Here is a 26,316-nt window from a genome sequence, read left to right as displayed (position 1 = left end):
TCACGAGCGCGTCCCCACCTCTGATCCGCCAGCGTCGATACAAGGCGTTCACGGGATCTCGCGCGACACCAAGAACCGTGGCCGTCGAGCCGGACCCGTGGCCCAGCTCGAACCACGCTATCGCCGCCTCGCGCTGCTCTTCAGACAGAGAACTTCTTCGATCCATACGACAACTCCCCGGAAGTCGGAACTGAGATTCTCAGTCCAACTTCCGGGGAGCAGTTCACAATGCTGGGGCCCTTCCGCGTCCCCCGCCGCCGTGCCGCCGCCGTGCCGCCGCCGTGCCGCCGCCGTGCCGCCGCCGTGCCGCCGCCGTGCCGCCACCGCGCCCCGCCCCTCCGCGTCCCAAAACGAAGATGGATCCGCGATCTGCCGTGAGCGGAGGATCGATCGTCCTCTTCCCGGCGCGCGTCCTCCGTTCGCGACAATAGGCCGCGGTCTTCAGACTGCGGCGCATCGTCGTTGCTGCGGGGTCGTGATCCCGAGACGGGTGCGGCTCAGCGTTCCGGCGACCGCGGAGGCTGCCTCGTTCGTGTCGTGTCCGAGCGACGCTGCGAGCCAGGTTCCGACCTCATGAGCGCACGGTGGGTCGTGGGCCCTCGCTCACCACGCGGTCGGCCGTCGAAGACACACGAGGCCAGGTGGACGCCGACCGCAGGATGTAGGCCAGCAGCAGCACCTCGACGCCGATCGTGAGCGCGTAGTAGAAGGCGTAGTCCCAGGTCGCCCCTGCCGCGTTGAACAGCATCACGGGGATGTACAGCGATGCGACGACCAGGTTCGTCGCGCGGTTCACACGGGGTGGCAGTGCCGCAGACAGCACGATCATCAGCGTCGGGATCGCGATGACCGCGAAGAACGCGGACATCAGGGCACCGCTGATGTCGAACTCGAAGATGACGCCATTCCGGACGAGGTCGATCTCGCCGGGCTGGTAGAGGTGGAAGTAGTCGATGTAGATGACGAGGAACATGAGGCTTGTCCAGGCCGCGGCCAGCTTGGCCTGGACGGGGACCGGCGGGTTCTCGAGACGGTTGGTGGTCTTGGTTCGGGTGGGCATCGGCGTGCTTTCGAGAGAGGTGGTCCCGCCGCCGAAGTGGCGACAGGTATGGGCCTGCAGACGCACGGGTCGGCATAGTCTCGCTGAGCTCTCGTGCCTCGTACAGTGTACGTCGTACGCTGTACTATGACCGTACGCTGTACGGTTGTCAAGCGTTCCGAGCGAGGAAGGACATCCGTGGTAGCGAAGGAGCAGCGCGAGACCGTGTCGGACACGGGGCTCAACAAGCAACGCGTGGTCGCCGAAGCGGTCAGGCTCGCCGATCGCGAGGGGGTCGACGGGCTGACCATGCGCCGGCTGGCCCGCGAGCTCGGTGTGGGTGCGATGTCGCTCTACCACTACGTGGCGAGCAAGGAAGAGCTGCTGGACGGCATGATCGACGTCGTGTTCGAGGAGATCGAACTCCCGACTGAAGGCATCGCCTGGCAACCGGCGATGCGATCCCGGGCGATCTCCGCGCGGCAGGTGCTCGCGCGGCATCCGTGGGCGATCAGTCTGATGGATTCGCGCACGGCGCCGGGGCCCGCGCACCTCCGCCACCGAGAAGCGATCACCGCGTGCCTGCGGAAGGCTGGCTTCACGGTCCTGATGGCAACGCACGCCACTTGGCTGCTCGACAGCTACATCTACGGCTTCGCCGTGCAGGGAGCCAGCCTGCCGTTCGAGACCGCCGACGAGCTCGCCACCATGGTCGAGGACGTCTACCTGCCCCAGCTCCCCGCTGACGAGTTCCCGTACCTCAGCGAGTCCGCGGCCGAACTGGTCGTTGCCGGCTACGACCCGGCGGAGGAGTTCACCTTCGGCCTCGACCTCGTGCTGGCCGCTCTCGAGCCGCTGCGCGCCTCCTCGTAGGGCCTTCTTGCGGCTCGCGCCGCTGGTCGCGGCACCGGGGTCGCGAATAGAGGACGGGTTCGGGATCTGTCGCGGGCGGAGGAGCGATCGTCCTCCGCCCGCGATACGTCCTCCGTTCGGCACGTTGGTCGAGTTGGCACGGCGGGTGCGGTCTCGTGACGCGCGCCGCCTGCGGCGGTGCGCTCCTCGACCTACGAGGGCTGGTCGAGTCGGCGGGGCGGGTGCGGTCTCGTGACGCGCGCCGCCTGCGGCGGTGCGCTCCTCGACCTACGAGGGCTGGTCGAGTCGGCGGGGCGGGTGCGGTCTCGTGACGCGCGCCGCCTGCGGCGGTGCGCTCCTCGACCTACGAGGGTGCGGCGGACTACGCGGCGAACATGCGGAGGTTGCCCTGCTCGACCTCGTCGTACTGGCGCCCCGCGTGCGCGAGCGCCTCGTTGATGGCCGCGAGCGACTCCTCCACCCGCACCTGCGTGGCGCGCCACTCCTGCACCACGCCCTGGAAGGCGACGGACGCCTGCCCGCTCCACGAGTCCTGCAGCGCCTGCAGGTGGCTGTGCATCGCAGAGACCTCCGCCTGCACGCGGCTGGCGGTGCCCCGCACCGCGATGTGGGCGCCGTGGATGGCCTCTGCGTCGACGACATACCTGGTCATGATCCCCTCACTCCTGCGCGGAGCATCCGCGCTCGGGAGCAGACGGTAGGGGAGCGGGCGAGTCAGCCGCGCGGCGAGCGGAGCGCCTGTGGATGGCTGCCGGATGTCTCCGGTCGCAGGCGCTGGCTGAGCGCCATCACGGCAGCGGAGTCGGCGAGCGGAATGGCGATGCGGAAGGTCGCGCCTCCACCCGGCGTCTCGACCACATCGACGCGGCCGGAGTGCGCGCGCACGATGCCCTGCACGATTGCCAGACCGAGCCCAGTGCCACCGGTGTCGCGGGTGCGGGACAGCTCGGTGCGGAAGAAGCGCTGGAAGACGCGCTGACGCATCTCCTCCGGGATGCCGTCGCCGTGGTCGATCACCATCGCCACGGCCTCCCGGCGGCGGTTCGAGACACCCACGCCCAACTCGATCGGCGATCCCTCGGGGGTGTAACGGGTGGCGTTGCCGATCAGGTTCGAGAGCAGCTGTCGCAGCGCATGCTCGTCACCCTGCACGATGGCGGGCGGCTGCAGCGGCGGCGGCGCGAACACCTCGTTCGACGGCGGTGCGTCGTCGTGGCCCTCGATCGGGCTCAGCGCATCCGCGTCGACGGCGACCACCGAGACGGCGCGGTCGGGGGTGCTCACGCGGGCGTCGCTCGCCGCGTCGTTGACGAGCGGCACGAGGTCGAGCGGCTGCGCATCGAGCGGGCGGCGCTCGTCGAGCCGGGCGAGCAGCAGCAGATCCTCGACGAGCCGAGCCATCCGCTTCGCCTCACCCTCGATGCGCTCCATCGCATTCTTGACGTCGTCCGGCGCCGAGATGGCACCCATCCGATACAGCTCGGCGTAGCCGCGCACGGTCACGAGCGGCGTGCGCAGCTCGTGGCTGGCATCGCCGACGAACTGGCGCATCTGCGCGACCGATGCATCGCGCTGCTCGATCGCGGCCTCGATGCGGTCGAGCATGGTGTTGAGCGAGAGCTGCAGGGACCCGACCTCGGTGCGGGGCGGCTCGCCGGTGAGGCGGGTGTCGTAGTCGCCGTCGGCGAAGCGCTGCGCCTCGGCGGCGGTTTTGCGCAGGCTGCGCAGCGTCGAGACGGCGAGGATGCGCGTCAGCGCGGCCCCGAGCACGACGGCCAGCGCGGAGAAGCCGGTGAAGACCAGCGTGAACGACGCCGTGGCGTTCTCGGTCGCCGTCAGGTCGATCGCCACGATCGACACCAGCAGCTCGCCGGTGTCCGCGACCGTGCTGGGCGCGACCAGCGTGCGCCAGCGCGTCTCGCCATCGATCGAGTGGAGCGTGAAGGCGCCCGAGTGCTGCGCGACCGTGCCGAGCGTCACGTCGGACAGGTCGGGATTCGTTGTTGCGGGCAGCTTGTTGTCGCAGAGCACCTGGCCCGATGCATTCGCGACGCCCAGGTAGTACACGTTGGGCATGCGCTGCGCGAGCGCGCACTGCTCGGGGGAGTCGGTCCGCGTGACCTCTTCGCTGGTGAAGGCGCGCATGGCCTCGTCGAGATCGCGGTCGACGGCGGCCACCTGTGAGTCGCGGATGATCGAGAGCGTGCCGACGCCGGCGAGCGCGAGCCCGAAGGTCATGACCACGACGATGAGCGCCGTGATCCGCCCGGCCAGCGACATCCGGCCGAGCAGACGCGTGAGCGCCCCGCACACCTACGCCTTCGGCGTCTTCAGCATGTAGCCGAAGCCGCGCTTGGTCACGATCATGGGCTCGCTCACGCGGTCGTCGATCTTGCGGCGCAGGTAGGAGATGTAGGACTCGACGATGCCGACATCGCCGTTGAAGTCGTACTCCCAGACGTGGTCGAGGATCTGCGACTTCGACAGCACCCGGTTGGCGTTCAGCATCAGGTAGCGCAGCAGCTTGAACTCGGTGGGGGAGAGCTCGATCTCCTCACCCGCGACGGTGATCTCGTGCGTGTCCTGGTTCATCGCCAGCTCGCCCACGTGCAGGGTCGCCTCGTCGCTCTCGGCCATCGTGCGGCGCAGGATCGCCTTGATGCGCGCGATGATCTCGTCGAGCGAGAACGGCTTCGTCACGTAGTCGTCACCGCCGACCGTGAGGCCGGTGATCTTGTCGTCGGTGTCGTCCTTCGCGGTGAGGAAGAGAATCGGCGACGTGAACCCGGATGCGCGGAGCCGCTTCGTCACGCCGAAGCCGCTGATGTCGGGGAGCATGACGTCGAGCAGGATGAGGTCGGGCTCGTCGTCGAGCACGGCCGAGATGGCGGCGGCGCCGGCACCCACGGCTCGCACGTCGAAGCCTGCGAACCGCAGGCTCGTCGACAGCAGGTCGCGGATGTGGGGCTCGTCATCGACGACCAGGATCTTGGCGCTGGGCTCAGTCATTCTGTCAGTCTCTGATCGTTCGCTGAATGGTTGCTGGGAGCTCTATGCGCTCGCGCGGTCGGCCAGGCCGACCTCGTGCTCATCGAGGATCGTGTAGGCGTAGCCCTGCTCGGCGAGGAAGCGCTGGCGGCCGAGCGCGAACTCCTGATCCACGGTGTCGCGGGCGACGATCGTGTAGAAGCTGGCGGTGCGGCCGCCCTTCGGGCGCAGCAGGCGGCCGAGGCGCTGGGCCTCCTCCTGCCTGGAGCCGAACGAGCCGGATACCTGCACCGCGAGCGACGCATCCGGGAGGTCGACCGAGAAGTTCGCCACCTTCGAGACCACGAGCACCTTCTCGGTGCCGTCGCGGAACGCCTGGAAGAGCTCCTGCCGCTCGCTCACCGGGGTCTCTCCGGTGATGAGCGGCGCGTCGAGCGCGGCGGAGAGCTCGTCGAGCTGGTCGAGGTACTGCCCGATCACGAGCGTCGGCTCGTCCGGATGCTCGGCGAGCACGCGCTTGACGGTATCGATCTTGCGCGGGCTGGAGGCGGCGATGCGGTAGCGGTCGCGGTCACCGGAGGCCGCGTACTCGAGCCGCTCGTCCTCGTCGAGGGTGATGCGCACCTCGAAGCACTCCGCGGGCGCGATGAAGCCCTGCTGCTCGATCTCCTTCCAGGGCGCGTCGAACCGCTTCGGGCCGATGAGGCTGAAGACATCCGACTCCCGACCGTCCTCGCGCACGAGCGTCGCGGTGAGCCCGAGGCGGCGGCGCGCCTGCAGGTCGGCGGTGAGCTTGAACACGGGGGCGGGCAGCAGGTGCACCTCGTCGTAGACGATGAGGCCCCAGTCGAGCGCGTCGAGCACGCCCAGGTGCGCGTACTCGCCGCCGCGCTTGACCGTGAGGATCTGGTAGGTCGCGATCGTGACCGGCTTGATCTCCTTGGACTGCCCGGAGTACTCGCCGATCTCGTCCTCGGTCAGGGTCGTGCGCGCGAGCAGCTCGGCGCGCCACTGCCGTGCGGAGACGGTGTTGGTCACGAGGATGAGCGTGGTGGTGTCGGTGGCGGCCATGGCCGCGGCGCCGACGATCGTCTTGCCGGCGCCGCAGGGGAGCACGACGACGCCGGATCCGGCATCGGAGAAGTGCCGCACCGCATCCGACTGGTACGGGCGCATCGACCAGCCGTCCTCGACCAGGTCGATCTCGAGCGGAGTGCCGGGGGTGTAGCCGGCGAGATCCTCTGCGGGCCAGCCGAGCTTGACCAGCTGCTGCTTGAGCTCGCCGCGCGCCCAGTCGATGATGCGGATGCCGCCCTCGACGGGGCCGCCGAGCAGCGGCTGGATGTGCTTCGAGTGGCGCACCTCCTCGAGCACCGGGCGGTCGTCGCTGCGCAGCACGAGCCCCTCTTCGTCGCGCTCGATCACGAGGCGGCCGTAGCGGCCGATGGTCTCGCGGATGTCGTGGGCGACACCGGGCGGCACGGGGAACTTCGCGTGGGTGTCGAGCGTGCCGATGATCTCGTCGGCGGTGTGGCCGGCGGCGCGCGCGTTCCACAGGCCCAGGCGCGTGACGCGGTAGGTGTGGATGTGCTCCGGCGCACGCTCGAGCTCGGCGAAGACCTGCAGCGCCTGACGTGCCGTGGCGGCATCCGGATGGGCGACCTCGAGCAGCACCGTCCTGTCGGACTGCACGATGAGGGGGCCTGGGAGTGTCACAGCCTTCGAGTCTACCCCGCTGCGCTGCGGTGCTGCTGGCTCGGCGTGTGGCTGGCGCGGGCACGCGGCGATGCGTCGCGGGGATGCGCGCCGCGCCGCGCGCCGCCCTCGCCCCCGCGCTGCCCGCAGAGTTGTCGCTATCGGTCGGCATAGCGGCTCGAAACGAGCCGATGGCGACATTTCTGCCGCTGGCGCAGGTGTCACCGAGCGGGGCGCGACGCAGAGTTGTCGCTATCGGTCGGCATAACGGCTTGAAACGAGCCGATGGCGACATTTCTGCGGCGAGAGCGAACGGCGAGGGCGAGGCGCGAGAGGAGGGGAAGGGCGAGGTCGAAGGGCGAGATGGTGAGGCGCGAAGGGCGAGGGCGAGGCGCGAGAGCGAGGGCGAGGGCGCGCGGCTGCGGGGCGTCAGTCGAGGGCGCCGAGGCCGGCGACCTTGGTGATGGCGCTCAGCGGCAGGGTGCGCTCCACGTCGCGGTTCGCGTCACGGGCTCTCAGCCGGCCGTTGGCGACCGCGAGCGGCACGAGTTCCACGTCGACGGGATCGCTGGCCGTGCTCACCGTGAGGCGCACGGGCACGCGATCGCGGATGGCGCCCTGCAGCTGCCGCTCGAGCCACGCGCGCTCGTGCTCACCGACCTCGAAGCCCGCATCGCGCAGCCGGTCGACGAGCCGGTGGCGCTCCGGGATCGGGCGGGGTGCCCGATCGGGGCGGCGACGCACGAGCTCGCCGGCCTCGTCCTCCAGCACGGCGGGGTAGCGCTCCTCGAGCAGCGCCTCCAGCGCCTCTTCGGCGCTGATCCGGAACGTCACGCGATGCGGGCCTGTCTGCGCCGGGCCCGCGGTCACGAGCGCGCGGTCGACCGCGATCGTGCGAATGAGATGCTCGTCGTCGCTGCGCGCCTGCGATCGCGCGCCACCCTCGGAGAGCGCATCGACGGGGCGAACCCGCAGCGAGCCGAACTTCGCGGCGGTGTCGCGCACCAGGTACGTGACCGGCTGCGGCACACCCGTGAGCGAGATCTCGGTGAGGAAGGCCAGCACGCTGTCGGCGTCATCGCCCGCAGCCAGGCCGGCCGCGATCGACTGGGCGCTGATGCGCCAGTGGGAGGCGATACCGGCGCGCTCGATGGTCGCGATGCGTCGCAGGCGCGCCTCCACCTGGCCCTCGAGCGGACCGGGTGCCACGGCGGAGAGGTCGGGCTGCAGGTAGACGGATGCGGTGGCGGGCGGCACGTGGCCGGCAAGCGCCGCGCGCGCCGCTGCTGGGCGCTCCCGCAGATCGACGGAAAGTGCGGTGGGAGCGCCGTGGTCCGCCAGACCGAGTCGCTCGGCCTGGCGGTGCTGGCGCTCGCGCACGGCGAGCACCCCTGCGTCGGCGAGCGGGAACCCGGTGCGCGGGTCGCCGGCGACGGCATCCGCGTCCGGCGTGGCAGCGAGCCAGGCGCTCGCGAGCGCGAACCAACGGTCCGGCACGGGTGCCGAGAGCCAGGCGTCGGCGTCGACGGTGGCGCGGAGCCGTCCGTCGCGGCGGTCGATGAGGCCCGCCTGCAGCGCGGGCTGCAACCGCTCCTTGAGCTGCGCCGGCTCGCCGTCGATGGCGGATGCGAGCGTGCGGACGGTGGCGGCCGGCAGCTGCGCGCGACTGCGGAGCAGGATGGGCGCGTCGGCGACGCGATGCACCAGTTCGGAGACCTTGATGGTCTCGTCGATGGCCGACTGCGGAGCCGTCGCGCTCTCGACTGCGGCGACCGGGTCGGACGGCTGGAAGTCGGCGGCGGCCGCCAGCTCGCGCACGCGAGGCAGCGCGGCGCCGTCGACGCCCAGCAGCAGCGCATCGAGCCGAGGCGTGGATCCGCCCTCGCGGAGCATCGCGAGCTCGGCCGCGGTGCGCCACGCGAGCGCCTGCTCGATCGAGGCATCCTGCATCAGGTGCTCGGCGAGGTCGAACGTGGAAGCGAGCTGCAGCGGCGCCTGGCGCTCCACGACGAGCGTGTGGAGCGCATCATCCGTCATCGCCTGGATGCGAGCGGCGAGCTCGACGACCAGCATCAGCGCCTGCGCGCCTTGCCGCTGGCGTTCGAGATCACCAGGGCCACGACGCAGAGGATCATCAGGGGCAGCGCGACGAGCGGCAGCCAGTAGGCGTACTGCCAGGCGACGCCGGCGAAGAATTGGATGCTGTCCCGGAGCGCCACGTGCAGCATGGTGGCGGCGAAGCCCACGAGCGCGATGGCGCCGAAGACGATCACGAGGATGGCCAGCACGCGCTCGAGCCGATCGCGGCCGGGGCGAGGCTCAGGGGCAAGCTGCGACGGGCGCTGCCTCGGGCGCTGCGTCGGGTTGTTGCTGGCCTTCGGCATCCGACCAGGTTATCGCGGCAAACGGCTCAGGTGGACCCCACTACCCTGGTGCGAGCGGCAGGTTGCCGCGCATGGATCGCAGCGGGAGGGTGCCATGCCGACCGGCAGGGTGAAGTTCTTCGACGAGGCCAAGGGGTTCGGCTTCATCGCCGGCGACGACGGTGGCGAGGTCTTCCTGCACGCCTCAGCGGTACCGGAGGGCGTGCACATCAAGCCCGGTGCCAAGGTCGACTACGGCGTCGCCGAGGGGCGCAGGGGACCGCAGGCGCTCTCGGTGCGGGTCATCGGCCCGACCGCCGTCAAGGCCTCGCGTCGCGACACCGAGGACATGGCGATCATCGTCGAGGATCTCGTGCGGCTGCTCGACACGATCGGCAACGACCTGCGTCGCGGTCGCTATCCCAGCGCCGCGCACGGATCGACCGTCGCCCAGATGCTGCGAAGGGTCGCCGATGACCTCGACGCCTGAGTCCGAGTCGGCCGAGCCGCAGGAGGCGGTCGTGCACGAGCACCGCATCCCCGAGCCGGAGGCCGGCGAGGCAGAGCTGGCCGAGTCGAGCGGCGAGCAGCCGTCGACCCGGCAGCCGCTCGACCACGCAGCGCACGGCGGGCAGTCGTCCACCCAGGAGCCGCTCGACCGGGCAGCAGCGCACGCCGAGCAGCCGGCCCCCGAGGCGACGACGCCCACGATGCGCGAGCTCGAGCTGGCACTCGCTGCGCTCGATGAGATCGCCCCCGCCGGTGCTGTCGGCGAGGTGCAGGACGCACTCGCAGAGGGAGGCGCGCACGGCCAGGCGCAGGTGGTCGCCATCCGCCACGCGTCGCTGCTGGCCGGCTACCCGGACTGGTCCTGGACGGTGCTGCTCTCGCGCGGCGTCGAGGGTGGCCCGAGCGTCCTCGAGGTGGCGCTGCTGCCCGGCGAGACCTCGCTGCTCGCCCCCGCGTGGGTGCCCTGGACCGATCGACTCGCCGACTACCTCGCGGCCAAGGATGCCGACGACGAGGCCGACGATACGGAGCTCGACCCGGAGCTGGAATCCGATCTCGAGTCGGATCTCGAGGACGACTTCGATGACGACTTCATCGAGGACGACGACGACGAAGACATCGAGGACGACGAGGACGACAGCCGCAGCTGAGTTCCTCCTCCCTCGCACCGCGTTCGAGCGGCGCGAATGCCATTCCGCCGAATTGCTGCGGAATGCAAAGCGGAAATTGCTTGCTTATCGATAAACTCAAGAGTACAATAGAGATATGACTATTGATATTCTCTCTCTGGACGATATCTTTCCATTGTCTGAGCATCGGGCGGCGAGCAGCGTCGCGCTGTACGTGGCATCCGGTACCGGTCCCGGCACCGGCTCGGAGCGCCAGCCGTTCTCGCTCGACAGTGAGGCTGCGCGACTCGCCCTGCGCTCCGCTGCGAACAGCGCAATGGGCGAGCTGCGCGAGGCCGGAGCCGACCGGCAGGAACAGCACGCGATCGCAGAATCCGTGCAGGCGCTCGAGCAGGACCGCGACCTGTGGGCGACGCAGGCGCGCAGCATCGCCGTCTTCCTCGCGCCGGGCTTCGTGCGCAGCTTCCGACTGATGAACGAGCTGCCCACCCATACTGCCGTGGGCGACCGCTTCGACATCGGGCCGCTCCTGCGTGCGACCACCTTCGGCCACACGGGGTATGTGCTCGGCATCACCGAGGGCACGGTGCGTCTGGTGTTCCTCGGCCCGGATGCGTCGAGCGAGGAGATCGAGCTCGAGTCACTGCCCGCCGATGTGGGCGAGAATCTGGAGACGACCACGACGGGCGGCCGCTTCGACCGCGTTCGCGCGCAGGGCGCTCTGGGGCCGAAGGTCGAGCAGCGCTCCTATGCGTCTGCGGTGCAGGATGCCGTGCTCGCCGTGATCGGCGACTCGGGGTTGCCGCTCGTGCTCTGCGCCGCGCAGGATCTTGAGCCCGCGTACCGCGAGGTGAACACCTATCGCGGTCTCCTCGAGCACGGCATCGACGCGAACCCGTCGTCGCTGTCGACCCAGGAGCTGGAGTCGCGAGCACGAGAGGTGCTCGAGCAGCACCGCGACGATGAGCTGGCAGCGTGGCGCGAGCGGTTCGGCACCCTGCGGGCCGACGGCCGCGCCAGCTCGCAGCTGAGCGAGATCGCACGAGCAGCCGTCAGCGGTCTGGTCGACACGCTGCTGTTCGACCTCGAATCCACCGATGAGGGCTCGATCGACGAGTGGGGCGCGGTCACATTCGCCGACCAGCCGGGACCGACGACCTACGGGCTGCTCGACGAGCTCGCGGTGCGCGTGCTGCGCGGCGGCGGCACCGTGAAGGCCGTCCGACGGGATGACCTCCCCGACGAGAGCCCAGCGGCAGCGACGTTCCGCTCCACGCTGTAGCCGCGCAGGCGCTCAGCGTGCGTCGAGCAGGAAGTCGAGGCAGCGCGTGAGCTGCACGACGTCGTCAGGCTCGATCGCCGCGAAGGTCGCGACCCGCAGCTGGTTGCGGCCCAGCTTGCGGTACGGCTCGGTGTCGACCACGCCGTTCGCTCGCAGCGCCTTCGCGAGCGCCGCCGCGTCGACCGAGTCGTCGAAGTCGATCGTGACGACCACGTTCGACCGGTGCTCGGGGTTGCTCACGAAGGGCGTCGCCTCGGTGCGAGCCTCGGCCCAGGCGTAGAGCGTCGATGAGGACTCCGCCGTGCGCGCCGCCATCGCCTCCAGGCCGCCGCCCGCGAGCATCCACCGGATCTGCTCGTCGAGCAGCAGCAGCGTCGACAGCGCGGGCGTGTTGAGCGTCTGATCGAGCCGCGAGTTCGTCACCGCCTGCTGCAGTGAGAGGAAGTCGGGGATGTAGCGGTCGGAGGCCGCGATGCGCTCGATGCGCTCGATCGCCGCGGGCGATGCGAGCGCCAGCCACAGCCCGCCGTCGGAGGCGAAGTTCTTCTGCGGTGCGAAGTAGTAGACGTCGCTCTGCGCGACGTCGACCGCGAGGCCGCCGGCCGCACTGGTCGCATCCACGACCGTCAGCGCGCCCTCCTGGCCGCGCACGACCGGGTGGAAGACGCCGGTGGAGGTCTCGTTGTGCGGGTAGGCGACGACGTCGACCCCGTCGACAGGGGAGAGCTCGGGGCGCGACCCGGGCTCGGCGCTCGCGATGCTGGGGGTCTCGAGCCATGGCGCAGCGGCGGCCTTGCCGAACTTCGCCCCGAACTCGCCAAAGGTCAGGTGGTGCGACCGGCGCTCGATGAGCCCGAACGCTGCGGCGTCCCAGAACGCGGTCGATCCGCCGTTGCCGAGCAGCACCTCGTAGCCGTCGGGCAGGGCGAAGAGCTCGCTGAGGCCCTCCCGCACCGAGCGCACGAGCGACTTCACCGGCGCCTGCCGGTGGCTGGTGCCGAGCAGCTCCATGCTGGACTGCAGGCGCGAGACCTGCTCGGGCCGCACCTTCGAGGGGCCGCAGCCGAACCGGCCGTCGACGGGAAGCAGGTCGCGGGGGATGACGATGTCGCTCACAGGACGATCCTACGAGCGCGCGGCGCAATAAGGTGGAGCCCACGTGACGCGGCTGAGCGACGGTCACAGGGATGCGCAGGGTGCGAAGGGGGTGCGGATGACCGATCTCGTCGATACGACCGAGATGTACCTCCGCACGATCCTCGACCTCGAGGAGGAGGGCATCACGCCGCTGCGCGCCCGAATCTCGGAGCGGCTGAATCACTCGGGCCCGACCGTCTCGCAGACGGTGGCCCGCATGGAGCGCGACGGCCTCGTGGTGGTCGGCGCCGATCGCCACCTCGAGCTGACCGAGCAGGGCCGCGCGCTCGCGACCCGGGTGCTGCGCAAGCACCGTCTGGCCGAGCGGCTGCTCGCCGATGTCATCGGACTCGACTGGAGCCTCGTGCACGATGAGGCCTGCCGGTGGGAGCACGTGATGAGCGAGCAGGTCGAGCGGCGCCTGGTCGCGCTGCTCGGCAATCCGAGCGAGTCGCCGTACGGCACACCCATCCCGGGGCTCGAGGAGCTGGGGCTCACCCCGGCCGCCGCATTCCTCGACGGCGTCGAACCGGCCACGGATGCGCGCGGGTCGCGTGTCGTGCGCCGGCTCGGCGAGCCGATCCAGTCCGACACCGAGGGGCTGGCGGAGCTGCAGGCGGCCGGTGTGCTGCCCGGCGCGACCGTGGAGGTGAGCGAGGCGGGAGGCCGCATCCGCCTCAGCGTCGTCGGCGGCACCGCGATCGACCTGCCGGTCGAGCTCGCGCAGCACGTCTACCTGGCCCGCTGAGCGCGCGCGACGCGGTGCGTTCAGGAGCCGTCCAGCCCACGTGCAGGCTCGCCGGAGGGGTGGGTGGGATTGTGACGAATTGGTAACGGTCGGGTAGTGTCGCCGGGTCAGCCCCGCACATCGAGGTGTGGGGACCTGAAGGAATGTCCCGGGGGAAACGCACGTTGAAGCACCACACCACGGCCGTCGAGGTCGCGCACCAGCCCGCTCGCTCTGCCTCCGCATCCCTGCGTCGAGGCGCGAAGAGCGTCGGCGTCGTCAGCATCGCAGCCGCCTTCATCGGTGCGCTCTCGCTGCCAGCGGCTGCGTTCTCGCCGCAGAGCCCCCAGTTCAGCGACGTCGAGCTCGCGAGCGTTGTCGCAGAGAACTCGCAGACCGTCTCGGTCGCGGGCGACGCTCGCATCGAGACGATCGCGCGCGACGGCATCTCCGGCACCACGGCCGCAGAGCTCGAGGCGCTCCGCACCGCCGCTCAGGAGGCGGAGGAGGCGCGTCAGGCCGAGCTCGCAGCGGCTCGTGAGGCCGCCGCCGCCAACAGCGAGGCGACGAGCGCGAGCGCCGACACCGACGCATCCACCACGTCCGCCGCAGCGGCGGCACCCGCCGCTGTGAGCATCCCCGCGAACAGCGGCATCGTGGGCATCGCCCAGTCGCAGCTCGGTGCCCCCTACGTCTGGGGCGGCTCGAGCCCGGCGACCGGCTTCGACTGCTCCGGCTTCACGGCTTGGGTCTACGGCCAGGCGGGCTACTACGTGCCGCACTCCTCCGGCGCACAGCGCGGCGTCGGCACGGGCGTGCCCGCCTCGCAGGTCGCGGCCGGTGATCTGCTGGTCTGGAACGGCCACGTCGCGATCTACGCGGGCAACGGCCAGATCATCCACGCCGCGACCAGCGGCAAGCCCGTCAAGTACTCGAACTACGCAGCCATGGTGGCCGCCTTCGGCACGCCGGATGTCCGCCGTTTCGGCTGATCCTGCGAGCCGGGTGACAAACGCATAACGATTTGGTAACGTGAGTCTCTGTGCCGCCCGGCGGCGCATCGACGCATCAACAGTTTTGGAGCAGCACCTGTGACGAATTCCACCGAGATGACCGGCATCGAGTCCGGCGCGAAGCGGTTCAGCCGCGCTTCCGTCGTGCGGAACGCCCGTCGGGTCGGCGTCATCGCCGTCGCGGCCGCCTTCGCGACCCCGCTGGCACTGCCCGCGTTCGCCACCACGAACGACGGAGCATCGCAGGAGTCGCTGTCGGCGCTCGTCGCTCGCGACGCGCAGCAGGTCTCCGGCGTCGTGACGGCGGGCGAGAGCGGACTGGGCACGGACCGCCTCGACGTGCAGGCAACCACGCCCGAGGAGCTCGAGCAGATCCTCGCTGAGCTGGAGGCCGCCGCCGAGGCAGAGCGCCAGGCGCAGGCAGCGGCCCAGGCCGAGCAGGCTGAGGAGGCTGCTGCCGCGAATGCGCGCACCAGCGGCGCCACCAGCGGTTCGTCGAACTCCGGCTCGTCCTCGTCCTCGTCCTCCGCTGCCGCTGCGCCCGCTCCCGCCGCGGCATCCGCTGGTGCGTCCGGCAGTGTGATCGCGAACGCCGCGCTCGGCCAGGTCGGCGTCTCGCAGGACTGCGTCGCGCTCGTCCGCCGCTCGATCGCCGCGGCCGGACTGCCGTACTCGGGCATGGGCTCGCTGTTCAACCTCGGCCCGACCATCCCGATGTCAGCCGCCTCGCCCGGTGACGTCATCTACTACGCCGACGGTGGCGTGGGGCGCGCGCACATCGGCATCTACATCGGCGGTGGCCGTGCGGTGCACGGCGGCTGGAGCGGCTACAACACGGTGGTCGCAGGCGTCAACATCGGCGGCTCGGCCCCGGTGTTCATCGACATCACGTGATCTGAGCTTCGTGCGCAGCGCCCGTCCTCCTTCCCGGGGGGCGGGCGCTTCGCACATCCGGCCCGCGCTAGAATCATCGGGCCCTGCCTCTGTAGCTCAATGGAAGAGCATCTCCGTCCTAAGGAGCTGGTTGGGGGTTCGAATCCCTCCAGGGGCACCTGTGTGATGAGTCGCGACATAGGTCTCACCTGAGTCGCGACATAGGTCACGAGTTGGGAGCCCCTGGCCATCGGCCGGGGGCTTTCTGCGTGTTCCGCCAGTAGCTGCGGTTGGGCTGGATGTCGTTGGGACAGCTGCTTCGAGACGATCTTCAACACGGCCACCCGAGCGCGAGACATGCCAGCGACTGTGACCTATGTCGCGACTCATGAGCGACCTATCAAGTGAGACCTATGTCGTGAACCCGGACACCTCCAGGGGCACCTGTGCGCGTAGTCTCGCGCTATGTCATTCCAGGCCTACCTCGACGCGATCGAGGACAAGACCGGCCACACGCCTCGCGAGCTCATCGCACAGGCGAAGGAGCGCGGTCTCGACGGTGAGCGCGTGAAGGCGGGAGACATCCTCGCCTGGCTGCACGCCGACTACGGGCTGGGGCGCGGCCACGGCATGGCGCTCGTGCACGTCATCAAGCACGGGCCGCGGATCGACGCCAAGCACGTGGGCTCGGCGGGCGTGCACCGCGACGAGACCGACCTGCTGTGGCTCGACGGCAAGAAGACGAAGCCCTCGGCGCACTGACCCGGCTGCAACGGTGCGGCACCGCACGGTTCGGCATCGCAGCGCTCGGCGCGGGGAGCGTCGCGCGGGCCTGCAGCGGGCGCGCCGGTACCATCGGGGGTGGTGCCATCGGCGCCGCACCACCCGACCGCATCGATGCAGAGAGCGAGCGCATGAGCATCTCCGCCGCCAGTGAGCCGAAGTCCGCGAAGGCGACCGACGGCGCCGCATGGGATGCCCAGGTGCTGGAGGGTCAGCCTCGCGCTCACTACATGCAGTCGGATGCGTGGTCGAGGACCCGACAGCACAGCCCCTGGAAGGCGCTGCGCGACGTGGTCACCGTTCCGACCGCTGACGGCGCGGTGCGCGAGCTGCCGATCCAGCTCTTCGAGCGCAGCGCGCCGCTCGCGGGCCGCATCCTCTTCCTGCCGCGCGTCTCCGGCATCGACGCCGCCGCCGTCGATGCCATCACCGCGCGTGCGAAGGCCTACCCGAAGCGCTGGTTCGGTCTGAAGATGGAGACCTTCCAGGCGGAGGACCCGGAGCTGATCGCCGCGTTCGAGCGCAACGGCTGGGTGCCGGCTGCATCCAGTCAGTACCAGCACGCGGTCGCGGTCGACCTGACCGGCACGCTCGACGAGGTCGCGGCCCGCTTCAAGAAGCGCGCCCGCAACTCGTACCGCGCCGCCGAGAACAAGTTCGGCGTGACGGTGACGAAGACCGAGATGACGCCCGAGAACGAGGCGGAGATGCACCGCCTGATCGGCGAGACGAAGACGCGCTCCGGCGGCTACTTCCGCCACGCGGACTACTTCCAGCGCATCTGGGATGTCTACAAGACCGTCGGGCAGGGGCACTTCTACGTCGCGCAGTACGAGGGCGAGGTGCAGTCGATGGCGTTCGTGATGCGCTTCGGCGAGACCGCCTGGTACAAGGACGCGGGCTCGATCCGCGAGAACGCGAAGATCTTCGCGCCCTATCTCATGCAGTGGAAGATCATGCAGGACCTGCACGCGCAGGGCGTCACGCTGTACGAGCTCGCGAACATCCCCGACCCGGCCGAGTGGGAGACGAGCGACATCCGCGGCCTCTACACGTTCAAGACCGCGTGGGCGCAGCAGCCCGTGAAGTACATGCCCACCTTCGAGCTGCCGCTGAGCGGTCGCTACGCGCTGTGGCAGAAGGCCGGCCGCTGGCTGCGGGCCGTCTACACCCGCCGCACCGGCGACGCCTGGTACTAGCGGATCGCGGCGACCACGCAGTCAGCGCTGCCGCCGCGTCAGTTCTTTCCTGTGCCGTCGTGGGGCAGATCGCTCGGCGCCTCGCGGCTCGTCGCGTCTTCGCTCTCCTTCGCGCCACCCTGCCGGTCAGCGCCCTGCCTATCGTTGATTTCCATTCGGTGCCTCCATTGCTTCGATCACGACACGATCAGTCCGATGACGACGAGCGCAGCCTCGAGACCGAGCAGGGCAGTGCTCCAGCGGTAGGCGGAGAGCACCTTCCCGAGTTGGCGGTCGTTGCGCGCGATGGCGACCTCCAGCAGGATGAACGCGGCCCGCTGGATCTGCAAGAGGCTCGACTCTGTGCCGAAGACATCGGAGCCGGAATTGAACGACCAGGTGCGCGGCAGCTGCGTGAAGACCGTCAGCGCGCCGATCGCCACGACGATCAGCAGCAGCGCGACAGCGATGCCGGGGTGCAGCGTGACACCGTCGCCAGAGGCGGAGTTTCGGAGCAGGCCGACACTGGTCGCGAAGGTCACGACCACCGCTGCTGACGACAGCACGGTCGCAGCCCGGGTGCGGACGTTGCCGAGCGTCTGATTCTGGGCATCGGCATGCGCCTGATTCACTGCGAGTGCTGCCGGCACCGCCTCGTCGGGAATCCTGCCGGCAAGCGCTTCTGCGGTGGCGGTGGATGCAGCCACGTCGAAGGGCTCTCTGCCGCGCATACCGGCCCCTCCCGTCGATAGCCCCAGTTATAGCGTCTTCCTGTCGCTCCCGGAAGAGCGGTCGCGCTGGCCGACCGGGTCGCCGCAACCGGGATTTCGCGTGTTCGCGGGGCGGCACGCCCGCTACTCGCGAGCGCGTGACTATCCTCACGGTGTGCGTGATGACGAGACCGAGATCCAGGGCGACGGAGTGACGCCGATCCCCGGGGACGGCGACGCGCGCGAGCCGGAGGCGGCTGCCCGTGCCCAGCCGGCCACGTCCGGCGCAGACACCTACGCCGTGCAGGAGACGGATGCCGTGCGGCGCGAGGGCGAGTGGGACGCGTGGGCGCACGCGCTGCGCCGCGTCGGCGGTCGCAGCCCGCTCACGGACTTCATCGACACCACCGCCACCCGCATCGAGCTCTCCACCACCCACCCCGGCGGCCTCGCGCAGTTCATCACCGGGCGCCCGACGGCGCTCTCGAGCCTGATCCGCGATGACCTCGCGCTGCGCGCTGCGCGCTCAGCCGCCGCCGCGATCGCCTCCAAGGGCGTCGAGCTGGCCGCCGCCAGATCGATCGACGCCGTGCACCTCGGCATCGGCATGGCGCGCTTCCCGCACGGCGACGGCGAGGTCTACGGCCCGGTGCTGCTGCGACCGCTCGTGGTGCGCCGCCGCGGCCGCGACTACGAGCTGCAGCTGCTCGGCCGTCCCTTCGTCAACCCGCGGCTCGCGAGCATCCTGCGCGCCCACCACGGCGTGCGCGTCGACGAGCGCCAGCTCTCGCAGCTCGGCTCCGGCAAGGGCACGTTCACGCCCAACGCGGTGCTCGACGCGCTGCGGCAGGCGGCCGCCCACGTGCCCGGCTTCGCCGTCGAGGCGCGGCTGCTCGCCTCCACCTACGCCGACGTCGGCGAGCCGATGGCCGCAGATCTGCAGCAGCAGCAGCACGACGTGCTCGACGCCGTGCGCGGCGACGAGCAGGCCGCGTGGCGCGTGCGCGAGGGCCGCGCCGGCATCGATGAGACGCCGCAGGACCGGCGCGACCCGGAGATCGATCGGCTGGTGCTCGACGCCGACGCCGAGCAGGATGCGGTCATCGCAGAGGTGGCTGCCGGCAACTCGCTCGTCGTCGAGGCGCTGCCTGGCACCGGCCTCACGCAGACCGTCGTGAACGCGGTCGCCGCGCTCGTGGGCGACGACAAGCGCGTACTCGTCGTCAGCCCTCGTCGTGCGACGCTGCGCGACGTCGCCGACCGCCTCGCCGCCAGCAAGCTCGCGGGCCTCGCCGTGTCGGAGGCGACGCTGCGGCGCGACCTGATCGCGGCGATCCGGCGGATCGAGGGCTCGCAGCGACCGGAGACCAACGAGATCGACGAGGCCATGCTGCGGCTGCGCAAGGTGCTGCTCGACTACCGCGTCGCGCTCCAGCGGGTCGACCCCGAGCTGCACGTCTCGGTGCTCGACGCGCTCAAGGAGCTCTCGCGGCTGGCCATGCTGCCGGTGGCGCCGTCGACGCGCGCTCGACTGAGCGCGACGGCCACGCGGCAGCTCGCGACCGACCGCCCGCGCGTCGCGGCGACCGTGCGCAAGGCCGCCGACCTCGGGCAGTTCAAGTACGGGCCGAGCGACACGCCCTGGTTCGGTGCCTCGTTCGCGACCTCGGCCGACGCATCCGCCGCGTTCGAGGATGCGCAGGCGCTCGCCGGAGGCGACCTGCTCACGCTGCAGAAGGAGGCTCGCGCCGTCATCGGCGAGACGAAGCTGCGGCCGGCGGCAACACTCACCGAGCTCGAGATCCAGGTGGCGCTGCTCACCGACGTGCGGGCGACGCTCGACGACATGACGCCGTCGGTGTACGACCGCCCGCTGGGCGAGCTCATCACGGCGACGGGTCCGCGCAGGGAGGCGATCCAGTCGCTCGGCAGCATGCAGCGGCGGCGCCTGCGGAAGCTCGCCGAGGAGCACGTGCGGCCCGGCGCGAGCGTGCCCGACCTGCACGATGTGCTGATCGCCGCGCAGCAGCAGCGCCGGCTGTGGGCGAAGTTCGCGCCGGACGGCTCCATCCCCTCGGTGCCCGCGGGCCTCGCGGCGCTCGACGTGCGCCTGCGCGGCATCGTGCAGCGCCTCGACCGCCTCGATGCGGCGCTCAGCCCCGAGACGAAGAGCGTCGATCTGCCCTTCGCCGAGCTCACCGACCGGATCGCCGAGCTCGCCGCACCCAGCGACGCGCTGCAGAACATCCAGGAGCGCGCCCAGCTGCTCGCCTCGATCGAGCGGCTCGGCCTCGACGAGCTGCTCACCGACCTCGCCGACCGGCACGTGAGCGACGACCAGGTCGAGCACGAGCTCGACCTCGCCTGGTGGCAGTCGGCGCTGCAGACGATGCTTGCGAAGGAGCGGGCGCTGCTGCGCGGCAACACCGACGTGCTGCGCAGGCTCGAGCAGGATTTCGCGCTCGTCGACGAGGCGCACGTGGATGCGTCGAGCGCCAGGCTCGCGCATCAGATCGCCCAGCAGTGGCGGCTCGCGATCGACGACCACGCCAACGAGGCGGATGCGCTGCGCGCGCTCATCCAGGCCGGCCCGGTCGACGCCGACGAGCTGCAGCGTGTCGCCCCGCACCTGACGCGCGCGGTCGCGCCGGTGTGGCTCGCCTCGCCCTACGACCTGCACCGGGTGCCCAAGCGCATCCCGTTCGACACCGTGGTGATCGCCGACGCCGGTGCGATCACGATCGCGGAGGCGGCCGGCGCCATCAGCCGTGCGCGCCAGGTGATCGCGGTGGGCGACTCCGTGACGCAGACGCCCGCGCCCTTCGACGTCGGCATCTCGACGCTCGGCGTGCGGCCCAGCGCAGAGCTGTCCACCCCCGATGAGCTGCATGCCGAATCGGCGCTGTCGCGGTTGGGCGCGGTGCTGCCCACGCTGCACCTCACCCGTTCGTACCGCACGGGCGGTGCCGACCTCGTCACCGCGGTCAACGACCGCTTCTACGAGGGCCGCATCGAGGCGCTGCCGTGGGCGGGCGCCTACCTCGGCCACGCGTCGCTCACCGCGCAGATCGTGCAGGACGCCTACGGCCTGCCAGAGCAGGGCGCGGCCACGGTCGAGAGTCCCGACGCGGAGGTCGAGCGCGTCGTGCAGCTGGTCACGCAGCACGCCAGGCAGCGCCCGAACGACTCGCTCATGGTCGTCACCGCCAACGAGAAGCACGAGGTGCGCGTGCAGCAGGCCGTGATGGCCGCGCTCGCGCACAGCTCGACGCTCACCGACTTCGTGGTCGCCGAGCGCGAGGAGCCGTTCGTGATCGTGGATGTGACGCACGCCAGTGCGCTCAGCCGCGACCGCGTCATCTTCTCGGTCGGCTACGGCCACACCCGGCACGGCAAGAACGTCGATTTCGGCACGCTGAACCAGACGGGCGGCGAGCGCCTGCTGGCGGTCGCGATGACCCGCGCGCGCAAGTCGCTGCAGATCGTCACCGCGTTCGACCCCGCAGAGCTCGACCCCGAGAAGCTCGAGCACGGCGCAGCGCAGCTGCGCGAGATCCTGCTCGACGCGATCGCGGGCGACCGCCCGCAGTCGTACCACGGTGGCGATCCGCTCATGATCGACCTAGCGACGCGCCTGCGCCGCAGGGGGCTGCGCGCCGACGTCTCCTACGACGGACAGCTGCCGCTCGTGGTCGCCAACGGCGGCATCTGCGCCGCGATCGAGGCCGACCACGACGACGGCGACCGCACGCTGCGCGAGGCGCTGCGACTGCGCCCAGAGGTGCTGCGCCGCTTCGGCTGGCACACCATGCGCGTGCACGCGTTCGAGCTGTTCACCGACCCGGAGGGCGTGGCCGACCGCATCGCCGAGCTCGTCGGGGCGGATGCGTCGACGCCGTGAGCGACGAGTCCTCGGCTCCAGAGCCCGTGGAGGGTGCGGGCAGCGCCGATGACGGGCTGCAGGCCGACGGGCAGGCTGCGCCGCTCGTGATCCGCAGGCGCGGGCGGCGCGTCTCGACCGAGCCACCACCCGGCTACACCGGCGAGCCGGCCCTCGAGCGGGGGGAGTCCAGCGAGAACGACGCGCGCCTGCAGGGCGACGTGCCCCCGCACTGGGGCTGACACGCGACGACGGGCGGCCCCAGCTGGGACCGCCCGTCTCGGCAGTGCTGCGTCGTGCGGAACGTCAGAGCCGCTGCGCGGGACCGCTCTGCGCGCGCAGCAGATCGCGGATGTCGTGCAGGATGTCGACGTCCGTCTCCGCCGGCTCCTCGGGCGAGATGCCCTTGCGGAGGTCGTGGCGCTCCTTCATCTTCGCCATCGGCAGCACGAGCACGAAGTACACCACCGCCGCGATGATGATGAAGTTGATGATCGCCGCGATCAGCAGGCCGATCTTGAAGATGCCGACCTCGGCGCTGGCCAGCTCATCGGCGTTGAACGCCTCGGCGAGCAGCGGGTTGATGATCGCTTCGGTGAAGGCGCCGATGATGGCCGTGAAGGCGGTGCCGACAACGACGGCGACTGCGAGCTCGACGACGTTGCCCTGCATCAGGAACTTCTTGAATCCCTCCATGGGCTTCTCCTTGTGTGTGGTGTGGTGAGAGAGACAGTTCGGTCAGGTGGCCGAACCGGAACCGCCGCTGGACGCGGCGGAAGAGGATGCCGTGGGCTTGGCCGCGCCGGCAGGCTTCGACGCTGCCTCGGCCTGCTTCGGCGCGGACGCCTCGGCCTTCTGGGCGCCGGCGCCTGCCGCCGCACGCGAGTCGGTGCGGTAGAAGCCGGGGCCGTTGAAGCTCACGCCGATGGAGCCGTACTGCTTGCGCAGCACACCGCCGCATGCCTCGCAGGTCGTGAGCGCAGCATCCGAGAAGTCCTGCCGCGCGTCGAAGGCATGACCGCACGCGGTGCAGGCATAGGCATAGACGGGCATGGCTTCAGCTCCTGGTGGTGAGGCGGGTGATCCCGGACGGGGTGACCACACCGTCGACGGGCTGGTCGTAGCCGGCGGAGGGAACGCTGTCGAAGAGCTCGTCGTCGTGCACCACGGCATAGACCGGAGGACATTCTGCCATGGCTGCGATGGTCTTGTCGAAGAATCCGCGCCCACCGCCCAAGCGGGAGCCGTCCCGACCGACCGCCGTCGCCGGGATCAGCATCAGGTCGACCTCGTCGAGCGCGGTCGGCGGCAGGGCGTCGCTGTCGGGCTGCGGCATGCCCAGCGTCGCCTCGATCGTCTCGGTGCCGTCGTGCTCGGCCCAGTCGAGCAGCCCGTCCTCGCGGATGACGGGCAGCAGCACCCGGATGCCCTGCGCGCCCGCCCAGGCGAGGAACCGGCGCGTGTCGGGCTCGTCGGGCGTCGACAGGTAGGCGGAGATCGTGCGCGCGCCGTGCGCGATCACGAGCTCCTGCAGGTGCGCCGCGATGGCGGCCGCCTGCGCTTCGGCCCAGGCGGCGCCCCGCTCGGCGCGCAGCGTGCGCAGCTCGCGCCGCAGCGCGCGCTTGGCATCTTCGATGGCGGTTTCGTCCTCAGTCACAGCCGGAATCTAGCGGGTCGGCGCGGACGATGCACGATTCGGCTCGGGTCGGCGCGATGTGCTCGGCCCCAGCGGGCGCGGCTAGTCTCGATCTGTGTTCGACACCGCGCCCCGGCTCACCCACGGCGACGTCACCCTGCGCGGCATCCGACCCCGGGACGCCAAGGTGCTGGAATCCGAGCTGCTGCAGAACCGTCCCTGGCTCGAGCGCTGGGAGGCGACGCTGCCCGGCACGCAGCCGACCGGCCGCTTCGACACCCGATCGTCCATTCGCTCGCTGCTCGAGGCCGACCGTCAGGGCACCGCGCTCTCGTTCGCGATCGAGGTCGACGGTGAGTTCGCGGGGCAGCTCAACGTCGCCAACATCACCGGCGGCGCACTCGCCTCGTGCACGCTCGGCTACTGGATCGCCCGCCGGTTCGCCGGCAGGGGAGCGACGACGACCGCGGTCGCGCTCGCGACCGACCACCTGATGCTCGCCATGGGGCTGCACCGGGTCGAGATCTGCATCCGGCCCGAGAACGTGGCGAGCCTGCGCGTGGTCGAGAAGCTCGGCTTCCGCTACGAGGGCTGCCGCCGCCGCTACATCCACATCGACGGCGACTGGCGCGACCACCTCTGCTTCGCGCTCGTGCGCGACGAGCTGCCCGGTCGGGTGCTCGATCGGTTCCTCGCCGGGCAGGTGCCGCCGTTCGACCGCGCCGTGTACCCCATGCAGGTCGGCGGCGACCCTCGGGGCGCGACTTCCACCTGAGGGTGAACGAACCGCCGCATCGCCTGCGCTGCTCGGGCGTTCGCCGCCGCTACCGTGCAGACCATGCCAGAGTTCGCAGGTCTCGGGACGTCACTCGTCCTCATCGTCGCCGTCGTGCTCTGGGTCGCCTACCTGGTGCCGGTCTGGACCCGCAAGCGCGAGTACCTGGCCACCGAGCGCAACGCGATCCGGCTGCAGCAGACCCTCCGCATCATGGCCGAGTCGGCCGAGGCGCCCGACGAGGTGCAGCTCGAGGCGGATGCGCGCACGATCGCCGTGCAGCAGAAGGCGGTCGCCAAGGAGGCTCGCCTGAAGCAGGCGATGGAGCACGCGAAGGCGGTCGCCCGAGCCCGCGAGCTCGACGAGCAGATCAAGGCGGTGGAGCGCGAGGTGCGCGCCGCCGTGAAGTCCACCGTGTCGCGCTCGCAGCGCCTGCGCCGCACGCGCCTTGCGTGCTTCGCGCTCGTCGTGCTCGGTGCCGTCGCCATGACGGCCGGGGCACTCGTGCCCGGGCTGCAGCTGCTGCTCGCGGCCGGCGCCGCGGTGGCGGTGCTCGGCGTAGTCGGGCTCGTGGCCGTCAACACGTCGGCATCGCGGATGCGCAGGGTCGCGGTCGCGACCGCGCCGCGCGTGACCGGCATCTCCGAGGCGCGCGAGGTCGCCGCGGAGGCCGTCGCGAGCGAGGCGCGCATGACCGAGCAGATCGTGGCCCGCAGCGCGCTGCGCACCGAGGAGGTGCGACGCTCGCGGCAGTGGACGCCGCAGTCGGTGCCCGAGCAGCGTCTCCCCGCGGACTACGCCCCGCCGCGCCATCCGAGCGACGACCTGCTCGCGCGCGCACGGCAGCAGCTCGCCGAGGATCGCCGGGCGATCTCCGGCCCCATTGCCCGGGTGACGCAGCTCGAGCGGAGCTTCGACGCGATCATCGAGGGCGAGGCGGCCGTCTCGCTCACCGAGCAGGAGCGCAGGCTGCATCCGACCGAGCCCGCGCTGCCGATCGTGCAGGTGCAGCAGGGGCGCGCGAAGGCCGTCGCCGAGTCGCTCGAAGTGACGCGCGCCGATGCGCCGATCGAGACGTCGCCCGACGAGCACCGCGTGGCCCCACGCGCCCCGCAGCCGGAGGCGAGCAGGTCGGCGTTCGCGTCGATGGGCCTGATCGATGACGCGATCGGGGATGTCGACGTGCACGAGGCGTTCCTGCGGCGCGTCGGGTGACCTCGTGACCACTGCGGAAGCGCGCCCCGATGGCCTCGCCTCGCACCCCTGACGAGCCGGCGAAGCGCGACGCGTCGCAGCACTGGTCGGGCACGGCGTTCAGCGCCGCCATCTGGGCGTTCGCGTTCCTCATGCTGCGCATCTTCGCCGTCTCCGGCTACGCGTGGGAGACCGCCTTCCTCGTCACCTCCACCGTGGGCCTCGGCGACGGCGTCGCGATCCTGGTCGGCTCGCTCATGGCGACCCCGGTGGTCACCGAGGCGCTGCTGATCGGATTCCTGCCGCTGCTCAGTGCGGCCTGGCTGTGGGGACCGAGGCGGCACCGGCTGACGCTCGGCCTGTGCATCGTGCTCGCCGCGGTGCTGACGATCGCGCTCGTGCTGAGCTTCGGCAGCTGGTGGCTGCCGCTCGCGGCGGCTGCCGGCATGCTGCTCATCGTGCTCATGCGGCGTCTTCCCCGCGAGAACGGGCTGAGGCGCGCGCTCGCATCCGTGCTCGCGCGGATCGCCGCCATCGCGGCCGCCGCGATGCTGCTGCTCGCCGCGCTGGTGCCGACGCCGTGGGTGCCGCACGAGCGCATCGGCACCGCGCAGGGCACCGTGACGGGGTACGTGCTGAGCGTCGATTCCGGCTACCTCAACGTGCTCACCGATGCGCACGAGTTCCTGATCATCCTCACCGCGGACGTCCGTACGCGGGAGTGAGTGCACGATGCCGATTTCACCGGACTCGGATGTGTCGGGTACGATTTCGGAGTCCGGGCCCGTGGCGCAGTTGGTAGCGCGTCTCGTTCGCAATGAGAAGGTCGGGGGTTCGATTCCCCCCGGGTCCACGACTGTCCTGAGACGCGGCAGCGCTCACGAGAGAGAAAGCCCCCGGCCACTGAACTGGTCCCCGAAAGTTGGACCGGTTTGACGGGAGCCTAGCCCGTGAGGACCTGAGTCCGGTGTTCCACCGGGCTCAGGTCCTTTCTGGTTGAGGAGATTCGCTCCTCGTTGTACCAGCGCATG

General features: G+C 70.7%; 27 protein-coding genes and 2 tRNA genes. 16 read left to right on the top strand and 13 right to left on the bottom strand.

The features are described 5' to 3' along the window. Nucleotides 1–571: 571 nt before the first annotated feature. Nucleotides 572–1,060 carry a DUF6326 family protein gene (locus ACJJVL_RS00145; protein WP_405215984.1) on the bottom strand — a complete coding sequence of 163 codons (489 nt, stop codon included), beginning with the start codon at nucleotides 1,058–1,060 and terminating at the stop codon, nucleotides 572–574. Nucleotides 1,061–1,237: 177 nt separating this feature from the next. Between ACJJVL_RS00145 and ACJJVL_RS00140 the strand changes: the two genes are divergently transcribed. Next, a complete protein-coding gene (locus ACJJVL_RS00140) occupies nucleotides 1,238–1,912 on the top strand; it encodes a TetR/AcrR family transcriptional regulator C-terminal domain-containing protein (protein ID WP_405215983.1) in 675 nt (224 codons plus the stop codon). Between the two features lie 361 nt (nucleotides 1,913–2,273). On the opposite strand, the gene ACJJVL_RS00135 is transcribed toward ACJJVL_RS00140, so the two are convergent. The 6 genes from ACJJVL_RS00135 to ACJJVL_RS00110 all read right to left on the bottom strand — a co-directional run bounded on the left by ACJJVL_RS00135 (nucleotide 2,274) and on the right by ACJJVL_RS00110 (nucleotide 8,979). After that, nucleotides 2,274–2,564 (bottom strand): WXG100 family type VII secretion target, encoded by a 291-nt coding sequence (locus ACJJVL_RS00135; protein ID WP_405215982.1) that lies wholly within the window; start codon nucleotides 2,562–2,564, stop codon nucleotides 2,274–2,276. 62 nt (nucleotides 2,565–2,626) lie between these two features. Next, a complete protein-coding gene (locus ACJJVL_RS00130) occupies nucleotides 2,627–4,192 on the bottom strand; it encodes a sensor histidine kinase (protein WP_405215981.1) in 1,566 nt (521 codons plus the stop codon). A gap of 33 nt (nucleotides 4,193–4,225) precedes the next feature. Then, nucleotides 4,226–4,921, bottom strand: a complete 696-nt coding sequence (locus tag ACJJVL_RS00125; RefSeq protein ID WP_405215980.1) for a response regulator transcription factor — start codon at nucleotides 4,919–4,921, stop codon at nucleotides 4,226–4,228. Between the two features lie 42 nt (nucleotides 4,922–4,963). Continuing rightward, nucleotides 4,964–6,616, bottom strand: coding sequence for a DNA repair helicase XPB (locus tag ACJJVL_RS00120; protein ID WP_405215979.1), 1,653 nt, complete (start codon nucleotides 6,614–6,616; stop codon nucleotides 4,964–4,966). Between the two features lie 408 nt (nucleotides 6,617–7,024). Beyond that, a complete protein-coding gene (locus ACJJVL_RS00115) occupies nucleotides 7,025–8,668 on the bottom strand; it encodes a helicase-associated domain-containing protein (protein WP_405215978.1) in 1,644 nt (547 codons plus the stop codon). After that, nucleotides 8,668–8,979, bottom strand: a complete 312-nt coding sequence (locus tag ACJJVL_RS00110; RefSeq protein ID WP_405215977.1) for a hypothetical protein — start codon at nucleotides 8,977–8,979, stop codon at nucleotides 8,668–8,670. Before ACJJVL_RS00110 ends, ACJJVL_RS00115 begins: the two co-directional genes overlap by 1 nt. Nucleotides 8,980–9,073: 94 nt before the next feature. On the opposite strand from ACJJVL_RS00110, the gene ACJJVL_RS00105 reads away from it, so the two are divergent. The 3 genes from ACJJVL_RS00105 to ACJJVL_RS00095 all read left to right on the top strand — a co-directional run bounded on the left by ACJJVL_RS00105 (nucleotide 9,074) and on the right by ACJJVL_RS00095 (nucleotide 11,379). Next, nucleotides 9,074–9,448 (top strand): cold-shock protein, encoded by a 375-nt coding sequence (locus tag ACJJVL_RS00105; RefSeq protein WP_405215976.1) that lies wholly within the window; start codon nucleotides 9,074–9,076, stop codon nucleotides 9,446–9,448. Continuing rightward, nucleotides 9,432–10,118 carry a DUF3027 domain-containing protein gene (locus ACJJVL_RS00100; RefSeq protein ID WP_405215975.1) on the top strand — a complete coding sequence of 229 codons (687 nt, stop codon included), beginning with the start codon at nucleotides 9,432–9,434 and terminating at the stop codon, nucleotides 10,116–10,118. Before ACJJVL_RS00105 ends, ACJJVL_RS00100 begins: the two co-directional genes overlap by 17 nt. A gap of 154 nt (nucleotides 10,119–10,272) precedes the next feature. Further along, a complete protein-coding gene (locus ACJJVL_RS00095) occupies nucleotides 10,273–11,379 on the top strand; it encodes a hypothetical protein (protein ID WP_405215974.1) in 1,107 nt (368 codons plus the stop codon). 12 nt (nucleotides 11,380–11,391) lie between these two features. Here the strand turns inward: ACJJVL_RS00095 and serC are convergent, their stop codons facing one another. Continuing rightward, nucleotides 11,392–12,495 (bottom strand): phosphoserine transaminase, encoded by a 1,104-nt coding sequence (serC, locus tag ACJJVL_RS00090; RefSeq protein ID WP_405215973.1) that lies wholly within the window; start codon nucleotides 12,493–12,495, stop codon nucleotides 11,392–11,394. Nucleotides 12,496–12,592: 97 nt separating this feature from the next. Here serC and ACJJVL_RS00085 point away from each other — a divergent pair, with 97 nt between their 5' ends. The 6 genes from ACJJVL_RS00085 (at nucleotide 12,593) to ACJJVL_RS00060 (ending at nucleotide 17,111) form a co-directional block, all read left to right on the top strand. After that, nucleotides 12,593–13,264 carry an iron dependent repressor, metal binding and dimerization domain protein gene (locus ACJJVL_RS00085; protein ID WP_405215972.1) on the top strand — a complete coding sequence of 224 codons (672 nt, stop codon included), beginning with the start codon at nucleotides 12,593–12,595 and terminating at the stop codon, nucleotides 13,262–13,264. 164 nt (nucleotides 13,265–13,428) lie between these two features. Next, nucleotides 13,429–14,235, top strand: a complete 807-nt coding sequence (locus ACJJVL_RS00080) for a C40 family peptidase (protein ID WP_405215971.1) — start codon at nucleotides 13,429–13,431, stop codon at nucleotides 14,233–14,235. A gap of 99 nt (nucleotides 14,236–14,334) precedes the next feature. Beyond that, nucleotides 14,335–15,150 carry an NlpC/P60 family protein gene (locus ACJJVL_RS00075; RefSeq protein ID WP_405215970.1) on the top strand — a complete coding sequence of 272 codons (816 nt, stop codon included), beginning with the start codon at nucleotides 14,335–14,337 and terminating at the stop codon, nucleotides 15,148–15,150. Nucleotides 15,151–15,235: 85 nt separating this feature from the next. Beyond that, nucleotides 15,236–15,307, top strand: a tRNA-Arg gene (locus tag ACJJVL_RS00070). Nucleotides 15,308–15,594: 287 nt separating this feature from the next. After that, the gene (locus tag ACJJVL_RS00065) at nucleotides 15,595–15,891 is read left to right on the top strand and encodes a DUF4287 domain-containing protein (protein ID WP_405215969.1); all 297 of its coding nucleotides are present in this window, start codon (nucleotides 15,595–15,597) and stop codon (nucleotides 15,889–15,891) included. 152 nt (nucleotides 15,892–16,043) lie between these two features. After that, complete coding sequence (locus ACJJVL_RS00060; protein WP_405215968.1) at nucleotides 16,044–17,111, top strand: lipid II:glycine glycyltransferase FemX; 1,068 nt, start codon at nucleotides 16,044–16,046, stop codon at nucleotides 17,109–17,111. Nucleotides 17,112–17,287: 176 nt separating this feature from the next. On the opposite strand, the gene ACJJVL_RS00055 is transcribed toward ACJJVL_RS00060, so the two are convergent. Then, nucleotides 17,288–17,821, bottom strand: a complete 534-nt coding sequence (locus ACJJVL_RS00055; RefSeq protein ID WP_405215967.1) for a hypothetical protein — start codon at nucleotides 17,819–17,821, stop codon at nucleotides 17,288–17,290. Between the two features lie 154 nt (nucleotides 17,822–17,975). Between ACJJVL_RS00055 and ACJJVL_RS00050 the strand changes: the two genes are divergently transcribed. Beyond that, on the top strand, nucleotides 17,976–21,701 hold the full coding sequence (locus tag ACJJVL_RS00050; protein WP_405215966.1) for an AAA family ATPase: 3,726 nt from the start codon (nucleotides 17,976–17,978) through the stop codon (nucleotides 21,699–21,701). Continuing rightward, nucleotides 21,698–21,922 carry a hypothetical protein gene (locus tag ACJJVL_RS00045; RefSeq protein WP_405215965.1) on the top strand — a complete coding sequence of 75 codons (225 nt, stop codon included), beginning with the start codon at nucleotides 21,698–21,700 and terminating at the stop codon, nucleotides 21,920–21,922. The genes ACJJVL_RS00050 and ACJJVL_RS00045 overlap by 4 nt, the downstream gene beginning before the upstream one ends. Nucleotides 21,923–21,986: 64 nt before the next feature. On the opposite strand, the gene mscL is transcribed toward ACJJVL_RS00045, so the two are convergent. From mscL to ACJJVL_RS00030, 3 genes are read right to left on the bottom strand one after another with little or no spacing between them, the layout of a single operon-like run. After that, entirely contained in the window at nucleotides 21,987–22,376 is a 390-nt protein-coding gene (mscL, locus tag ACJJVL_RS00040; RefSeq protein ID WP_405215964.1) for a large conductance mechanosensitive channel protein MscL, read from the bottom strand. A gap of 42 nt (nucleotides 22,377–22,418) precedes the next feature. Next, nucleotides 22,419–22,733 (bottom strand): FmdB family zinc ribbon protein, encoded by a 315-nt coding sequence (locus ACJJVL_RS00035; RefSeq protein WP_405215963.1) that lies wholly within the window; start codon nucleotides 22,731–22,733, stop codon nucleotides 22,419–22,421. A gap of 4 nt (nucleotides 22,734–22,737) precedes the next feature. Beyond that, nucleotides 22,738–23,337: a 5-formyltetrahydrofolate cyclo-ligase gene (locus tag ACJJVL_RS00030; RefSeq protein WP_405215962.1), complete on the bottom strand. Its 600-nt coding sequence runs from the start codon at nucleotides 23,335–23,337 to the stop codon at nucleotides 22,738–22,740. Nucleotides 23,338–23,431: 94 nt separating this feature from the next. On the opposite strand from ACJJVL_RS00030, the gene ACJJVL_RS00025 reads away from it, so the two are divergent. The 4 genes from ACJJVL_RS00025 to ACJJVL_RS00010 all read left to right on the top strand — a co-directional run bounded on the left by ACJJVL_RS00025 (nucleotide 23,432) and on the right by ACJJVL_RS00010 (nucleotide 26,138). After that, nucleotides 23,432–24,091, top strand: coding sequence for a GNAT family N-acetyltransferase (locus ACJJVL_RS00025; protein WP_405215961.1), 660 nt, complete (start codon nucleotides 23,432–23,434; stop codon nucleotides 24,089–24,091). Between the two features lie 63 nt (nucleotides 24,092–24,154). Then, nucleotides 24,155–25,306 carry a hypothetical protein gene (locus tag ACJJVL_RS00020; RefSeq protein ID WP_405215960.1) on the top strand — a complete coding sequence of 384 codons (1,152 nt, stop codon included), beginning with the start codon at nucleotides 24,155–24,157 and terminating at the stop codon, nucleotides 25,304–25,306. 29 nt (nucleotides 25,307–25,335) lie between these two features. Then, the gene (locus ACJJVL_RS00015; protein WP_405215959.1) at nucleotides 25,336–26,010 is read left to right on the top strand and encodes a hypothetical protein; all 675 of its coding nucleotides are present in this window, start codon (nucleotides 25,336–25,338) and stop codon (nucleotides 26,008–26,010) included. A gap of 55 nt (nucleotides 26,011–26,065) precedes the next feature. Beyond that, nucleotides 26,066–26,138: transfer RNA gene (locus tag ACJJVL_RS00010), tRNA-Ala, on the top strand. Nucleotides 26,139–26,228: 90 nt separating this feature from the next. Here ACJJVL_RS00010 and ACJJVL_RS00005 read toward each other — a convergent pair. After that, on the bottom strand, nucleotides 26,229–26,315 hold the full coding sequence (locus tag ACJJVL_RS00005) for an IS3 family transposase (protein WP_405215985.1): 87 nt from the start codon (nucleotides 26,313–26,315) through the stop codon (nucleotides 26,229–26,231). Between the last annotated feature and the right edge of the window lies 1 nt (nucleotide 26,316).

This window comes from Agrococcus sp. Ld7 (assembly GCF_045064095.1).
Lineage (GTDB): Bacteria > Actinomycetota > Actinomycetes > Actinomycetales > Microbacteriaceae > Agrococcus.
Note: the sequence above shows the minus strand (reverse complement) of the source record. Positions and strands in the feature narration are given on the sequence as shown.